The sequence below is a fragment of the Mesorhizobium sp. M4A.F.Ca.ET.050.02.1.1 genome, assembly GCF_003997725.1.
Lineage (GTDB): Bacteria > Pseudomonadota > Alphaproteobacteria > Rhizobiales > Rhizobiaceae > Mesorhizobium.
On sequence record NZ_RZSG01000466.1, the window covers coordinates 1 to 4,801 of the forward strand.

Consider the following 4,801-nt stretch of genomic DNA (forward strand, 5'->3'; position numbering starts at 1 on the left):
GTGCCGTAGACGCGGTTGACGCGACCAAGGAACATGCCCGCGCCGTCGCTCGGCGCGTTGAAGTTGTCGTCCGGCTTGGCAAGTTCATTGCGCGCGACCGGCCTGGCCAGATAGGGCGTGATGATGATGACGAGCTCGCTTTCGTTGCGCACGAAGTCCTTGCTGCGGAAAAGCGTGCCGAGCACCGGGATCTTGGCCAAGCCTGGCAGCCCCGAAACAGCCTGACGAATATCGTCACGGACAAGGCCGGCTATCATCATCGAACCGCCCGACGGCAATTCGACCGTCGTATCGGCCAGTCTCTTGCGAATCGACAGCAAGGTGGTTCCCGGCAGAGCGCCGCCCCCCTCGAGGGTGGTCGCGCCTTCTGCGGTCGGCTCCGAGACGGACGTCCTGACCTTGAGACTGATCCGCCCAGCCGACAGAACCACCGGCTGGAACTCGAGGCCGATGCCGTATTCGAGCTTGTCGTTGGTGTATGTGATTTGGCCCGTTTGGTTGTCAGTCGACGTGTTGCTCGTCCGCGAAGTGATGAGATTGAACTCACCGCCCACCTTGAATGTTGCCTTTTCGCCCGAAACAGCTGTCAGGGTCGGTTCCGCAAGCGTCTTCATGACGCCGCTTTGTTCCATGGCATTGATGTAGGACTGGAGTTCCGCAGTACCTAGCGACAGTCCAGAGCTTTGCGAGAGCGGTTTGCCCAATCCGTAGTTGGTCGAGCTGACGGCACCCCAGGTGATGCCATTGCTGCCGCCATTGCCGACCATGTTGACGCCGAGTTGCTTCATCACCGAGCGGCTGACTTCCGCCACCGTCACCTTGAGCGTCACCTGGTCGTCGCCGATGATCTGCAGCAGGTTGACGATCTTCGAGACGCGGCGTTCCTGGTCGGGATTGTTGATATCGACACCGCCATTGGCCGACCCACCGGCGGCGGTCTGCGAATATTGTCCGGTGGTCGCCTCGCCGCCAGACACAAAGATGGTCGCCAGATCGACCGCGCGCTTGGCGTCGAGGGGGGTGTCCACGGTTCCGGTCAAGACGACGTTGTCGTTCAAAAGTTCGACCTTGATCTCGGAGGTCGGAAGGAAGCGCTTGAGGTAGTCCTCCAATCCGGCGACGTCGCGTTCGACCGCAAGGTCCAGGCTGACGATCTGCTCGCCATTGGGACCGAAGACGAAGATGTTGGTCTCGCCCACGGCCTTGCCGAACAGATAGATGCGCCTTGCCGTGCGCGTCACCGCATCGGCGACCGCCGGATTGGCAACGAGAATGTCATAGGCGTCGCTGGGCAGGTCGATGACCACCGACTTGTTGAGGCCGAGCTTAACGCGCTGCGTGGCGGTGGACGCCGACACCTGGGCGCTCCTTTTCGCGGCCTTCGCCTCGATAACTCCAGGCGCGCTGGTGCCGAGCAGGAACAGGCCGATCGCCGCTGCCACCATGAAGGGCAGTTTACCCTTTAGCCTCATTTCCTTGCTCCCACTTCGGAAACTTCGCCCGACTTGATCATCCGCACCGTGCCGCGCCGGCCGTTGCCGGAGACGAGGTAGTCAGCCTCGTTCAGATTCTTTTCGCTGGTGTCCGTGATCGAACGCAGCGCCAACGTCAGGCGATCGGCCATCTGCTGCGCGACCGTGATGATTTCGGCCTGCTGCGGCGTCAGCTCCAGAGTGGCTGTCTGGCCAACCCTGGTCTTCTTGCCCTCCTCGTCCTCCTGGATGGTCTGGTCGATCGCCAGGACGCGGATGTTCTTCAGGATGGTCTCGGTGGTGAAGCCGCTGCCACCCGTTCCAGTGTCGGAACGGCGGGTCATGATGACGTCAACGAAATCATTGGGAAGGATGAAGCCACCCGCCGAAGTGTCGGCAGATATGGCAGTGGCGACGGCGCGCATGCCGCTGGGCAGAATTGACGACATGAAGCTCTGCCCCTCGCCGATCAGCTTGGAGCGCCTCAGCGGCTCGCCCGTGTACATCGCCACGCGGGCAACGGAGCCCTTCAGCTTATCCAGCGCATCGGGCTCGGCGGCTCGGGTGATGAAATTGGCATTGATGCCGCCGGACGGCCAGGACTCCCAGCTGATGTTGTTCTCCAGCGGGCTGCCCATGGCGACATCGCCGGACAGGACGAGCACGTCCTGCAGGGCGATGGCCGGCGCCTTGGGGGAATCGACGGTGACCTGGGGCGGCGGAGCCACCACCATCTTCTTCGCGACATAGCCTGCGCCGCCCGCCGCGGCCACCGCCACGCTTAGTATTATCAGTCGGGATGCTGGCATCTGTCCGAACCCTCGCCTTTGGCAAACCACCTAGCCAGGGGGGACTTTGCAGCCGCAATCGTCAAAACAAGGTTAATGCAATGCTTACGATCGTGATTAATTTAAGGTTTACATAAATTAGAAGGAACTGCCTCCGGAATGCGAAAAGGGCGGCCAAGCCGCCCGAATCAAAAGCGAGACGCGTCGAACGCGGGACAATGAAGAGCCTATGTGGCCAGCCTTGCCAGCGCCCACACCACCAGAGGCGAATCCGGATAGATGAGCAACCCGCCAATGCCGAGCGCGATGCCGTAGGGTATGCCGTTCGTTTCGTCGGCGAAGTGGCGCAAAAATGGATTATGGCCGGTAAAGGATGCCAGCGGCGATTTCCGGTAGGCGAGGATGGCAAGCGTCAGGAGGCCGCCGATGAACGTCGAAACCACAAGATATTCGACAAGATGGATGTTGAAGCCCATCCACAGCGACGTGGCGGCGAGCAGTTTGGCGTCGCCGCCGCCCATGCCGCCCAGCGCGAACAGGCCGAAGGTCACGGCCAACACCAGGAAGCCTGCCGCAAAATGCCAGCCATAGGTCGCCCAGTCCATTCCAGTCAGCGGCGCCACCAGGGCAAACACGGTCACCAGCAGCACCGACACGCGGTTGGCGATCGTCATCGACAATATGTCCGAGATCGCGGCAAACAGCATGCAGAACGGAAAGACGACGAAGATCAGGGCTTCAAGCATGGGTGGCGCCTGTGATCAAACCATATCTGGCGCCAGCCTAGGTAGGTTCGATTAACGAATGATGAGACCGGGACTTCAAAATCGCCCGCACGGCAAAAATAAGGGCCGCCAATGAGGCGGCCCTTATTTGAAAGCAAGCTGGTTGCTTCGATATTACGAGTTATTGACCGTCGTGGCGATCGCGTTGAACTTGTTGTTCAGCGCATTGCCGAGGGCGCCGGCGCCGACCATGATGGCGAGCGCGATGAGAGCGGCGATCAAGCCATATTCGATGGCGGTCGCACCGGACTCGTTCTTCACAAAACGTGCAATGAGATTAGACATTCGAGAGCTCCTACTCCACGTGTTACAGCACTTCCGTCAACTTCTCTTGCCGGTTGATCGGATGCTGCCCAATCTAGGGAGAAGCCCTTTCGATCGGCTTAATAAACAGCCTTACCGATTCCTTTCCGGTCGCGAATCCGTTGCTTGGTTAATCGTCGGCTAAAGTAGTGAAAGGCCGCCTCGCCTCGCGCAAAGCAGCGGTAAAGGCGGGGTCCCCGACGATCGCTCAAGCAGCGATCACGGCCCGCGCGGCATGCAACCGTAGCCTGGTGTTAAGCGTGACAGCCCGGGGCTTAACCGTTGGTTCACCAATCTCGTTCATGTTCCGTTGAACAGTTTGCCGCCCTGGAGCGTCCTGATGACCGGATTGAGATCGTCGTTTGCAGTTGCCGCGCTTCTCGCCGCCACTTTCGTCATGCCGGCAAAAGCTGGGTCCGGCATCGAGGTCACCATGAACCAGGCCAAGATCGTCAAGCTGTCGCGCGCCGCCGACACAATCGTCATCGGCAATCCGGCGATTGCCGATGCCTCCGTGCAGGACGCCTCGACGATCGTACTGACGGGCAAGGGATTCGGCGTCACCAATCTGGTCGTCCTCGACCAGGAAGGCAGCCCGATCATCGACGAGCAGGTCACCGTCGTGCGGCAGGATGCATCCTCGGTCAGAATCTACAGGCGTGCCGAGATCCAGACCCTGTCCTGCACGCCCTATTGCGAGAGTTCCTACAAGAGCGATAGCGAGAGAACCTCGGAAACCGAGATGAGCGCCAGCCACTGAATCGCCGGCCGCCGGCGGCGTTGCCGCGCCGCCGGCCACGGTTAGCTGCTGGTTAAGGGCTTTTCGACGACTCTAACGGTCATCCAAACCGGACCTCAATGGGTTTTGGCTAGTGTTCCGGCCGGCATCAACGGATCGGCAGGGAGGGGGCATGCGCGGGAATCCGGCACCCGAGGACGACAATCGCGGCAAAGGGCGGACAAGGCTCCGCTCCCGCTTTTCTGGCGATCGGCGCGGCAGCACGGCGATAGAGTTCGCTATGTTGGCCCTGCCTTTTGCTCTCCTCGTCTTCGCCATCCTCGAAAGCTGTATTTCATTTGCCGGCCAGGAGGTGATGGCCAATGCCACGGATGACATCGCCCGCCAACTGCGCACCGGCCAGCTAAGGCCGGCCGACGTGTCCGGCACCAAGTTGAAGGACATGATCTGCGCCAAGTTGGAGATCATGGTCGCCAAGAACTGCCCGGGGTTGCTCGTCGACCTGCGCGAATATCCAACCTTTGCGGACGCCGCAACGGCAAGCTTCAAGATCGTAAACGGCGACATCGTGCTGACGCAGGGCACCAATTCGACGAGCTTCGGCGTATCGCCTGGGCTGGCGGAATCGAAGAACATGCTGCGTGTCTTCTACAAATGGCCGGTCATGACCGACTTCATGGCCAGGTCGATGGCCAATCTGAAGGACGGCAACAC

Annotated in this window: 6 protein-coding genes; 2 read left to right on the top strand and 4 right to left on the bottom strand. The window is 60.5% G+C overall.

Annotated elements, in window-relative coordinates:
* The 4 genes from EOA33_RS24605 to EOA33_RS24620 form a co-directional block, all read right to left on the bottom strand.
* Positions 1-1,472, bottom strand: a 1,472-nt coding sequence (locus EOA33_RS24605) for a type II and III secretion system protein family protein (protein WP_145989263.1), incomplete at its 3' end; no start/stop codon positions are given.
* Positions 1,469-2,281, bottom strand: coding sequence for a Flp pilus assembly protein CpaB (cpaB, locus tag EOA33_RS24610; RefSeq protein ID WP_126056635.1), 813 nt, complete (start codon positions 2,279-2,281; stop codon positions 1,469-1,471). The genes EOA33_RS24605 and cpaB, both read right to left, overlap by 4 nt.
* Positions 2,282-2,487: 206 nt before the next feature.
* The gene (locus EOA33_RS24615) at positions 2,488-3,006 is read right to left on the bottom strand and encodes a prepilin peptidase (protein WP_127406815.1); all 519 of its coding nucleotides are present in this window, start codon (positions 3,004-3,006) and stop codon (positions 2,488-2,490) included.
* 153 nt (positions 3,007-3,159) lie between these two features.
* Positions 3,160-3,330 (bottom strand): Flp family type IVb pilin, encoded by a 171-nt coding sequence (locus EOA33_RS24620; protein WP_126056637.1) that lies wholly within the window; start codon positions 3,328-3,330, stop codon positions 3,160-3,162.
* Positions 3,331-3,688: 358 nt separating this feature from the next.
* On the opposite strand from EOA33_RS24620, the gene EOA33_RS24625 reads away from it, so the two are divergent.
* Together EOA33_RS24625 and EOA33_RS24630 are read left to right on the top strand one after the other, a co-directional pair.
* The gene (locus EOA33_RS24625; protein ID WP_127406816.1) at positions 3,689-4,108 is read left to right on the top strand and encodes a pilus assembly protein N-terminal domain-containing protein; all 420 of its coding nucleotides are present in this window, start codon (positions 3,689-3,691) and stop codon (positions 4,106-4,108) included.
* A gap of 151 nt (positions 4,109-4,259) precedes the next feature.
* A partial coding sequence (locus tag EOA33_RS24630) for a TadE/TadG family type IV pilus assembly protein (RefSeq protein WP_145989264.1) occupies positions 4,260-4,801 on the top strand: 542 nt, incomplete at its 3' end.

Excerpts from the sequence above, each read along its gene's own strand:
- cpaB (WP_126056635.1), bottom strand. The coding sequence starts at position 2,281 with ATGCCAGCATCCCGACTGATAATACTAAGCGTGGCGGTGGCCGCGGCG.
- EOA33_RS24620 (WP_126056637.1), bottom strand. The coding sequence starts at position 3,330 with ATGTCTAATCTCATTGCACGTTTTGTGAAGAACGAGTCCGGTGCGACC.
- EOA33_RS24625 (WP_127406816.1), top strand. The coding sequence starts at position 3,689 with ATGACCGGATTGAGATCGTCGTTTGCAGTTGCCGCGCTTCTCGCCGCC.
- EOA33_RS24615 (WP_127406815.1), bottom strand. The coding sequence starts at position 3,006 with ATGCTTGAAGCCCTGATCTTCGTCGTCTTTCCGTTCTGCATGCTGTTT.